1 protein-coding gene is annotated in these 1499 nt (G+C 71.8%); it reads right to left on the bottom strand.

The features are described 5' to 3' along the window. Positions 1–44 precede the first annotated feature (44 nt). Positions 45–1379 (bottom strand): ATP-binding protein, encoded by a 1335-nt coding sequence (locus tag ABZ070_RS37310; RefSeq protein WP_356640641.1) that lies wholly within the window; start codon positions 1377–1379, stop codon positions 45–47. Between the last annotated feature and the right edge of the window lie 120 nt (positions 1380–1499).

Below are 1499 nucleotides of genomic sequence, written 5' to 3'. Positions count from 1 at the left end.
GGTTGAGAACGCGGCGGACGCGCCGAACAGGTCGGCTTTGCTGCTCATCGGGCGGCTCCTCGGACGGTCCGGGCGATCTGGCGCGTGGCGCGGGCCTTGCGGCGCCGCTGCGGCAAACCGTTCGAGGTCCGCTCGGTCACCACCGGCAGCTCGTCGAGCGGTGCCGAGGCCGTCGGGCCGGTGGCGGGCCTGGAGAGCTGCTCGTGGGTGTCCGGGTCGGCCGGCCGGGGACCGGAGGTCGTGCCGATGCCGTGCGCGAGCCCGGTCGCGGAGGACGTCGTGGTGATGAGGTCCTGCGGTACGACGAGTACGGCCCGCACGCCGCCGTACGCCGACGAGCGCAGCGAGACCTGGAATCCGTATGCCTGGGCCAGCCTGCCGACCACCGCGAGGCCGAGCCGCGGGGTCTCGCCGAGGTCGTTGACGTCGATGCCCTGCTGCGCCTGGCGGAGCATGCGTTCGGCCCGCAGACGGGCCTCCTCGCTCATGCTGACGCCGCCGTCCTCGATCTCGATGGCGATGCCCGACTGCACGTCGACGGCGGTCAGATGGACCTTGGTCTGCGGCGGCGAGTAGCGGGTGGCGTTGTCGAGCAGCTCGGACAGCGCGTGGATCAGCGGCTCGACGGCGGTGCCGACGACGGCGACCTCGGAGACCGAGTGCAGTTCCACCCGCTGGTAGTCGATGATCCGCGACATCGCGCCACGCATCACGCTGTACAGCGGCACGGCCCTGCTCCACTGGCGGCCCGGGCGGGCGCCGCCGAGGACGGCGATGGAGTCGGCGAGCCGGCCGATCAGCGCGGTGCCGTGGTCGATGCGGAGCAGGTCGCCGAAGACGCTGGGCGTCTGGCCGTGCCGGTCCTCCATCTCCCGCAGTTCCTGCGCCTGCTGGTGGACGATGGCCTGCACCCGCCGGGCGATGTTCACGAAGGCCCGCTGGGCGGACTCGCGCAGGTCCTCCTCGGCGCTGACCGCCTCCACCACGGAGCGGAGCACCGCCTGGTGCTCTGCGGAGGCGTCGAGGGAGGCGAGCACGTCCTCCGGGAACTCGCCCTTGCGCAGCTGCTCCACCACGTGGGGCAGCAGTTCGCCGGCGAGGCGGGTGGTCTGTGCGGCCTGCTGCGCGAGCGCCGCCTCCTGCTGTGCGACCGTGTGCCTGAGCTGGGCCACAAGTCTGCCGCGCCGCATGACCTCGGCGCACGCGATGGCGACCGCGACGACCGCGACGGCGCAGATCACGACCACGGGGGTGCGGGCCGAAGCGGGGACCAGGGACACGGCCACGATCGCGGCCGCGGCAGTCGCGGCGACGGGTAGCTGCCAGACAAGGCCGGCCTGGGGCCGCGGACTTCCGGTCGACGTTCCCTGTCGAACCATCAGCATCCTCAGAATCGAACGTGGAAGATCATATGACGACGGGCGGGAGCATATCCCGGTCCGCGCACGGGGTTTGACGCCGGGTCATTGCTTGTCGGGTATGTCCGCGAAGGAAAAAGC

The sequence above is a fragment of the Streptomyces sp. NPDC006283 genome (assembly GCF_040613325.1).
Lineage (GTDB): Bacteria > Actinomycetota > Actinomycetes > Streptomycetales > Streptomycetaceae > Streptomyces.
The sequence above is the reverse complement of the archived record's forward strand: the minus strand, read 5'-3'. Positions and strand labels throughout refer to the sequence as shown.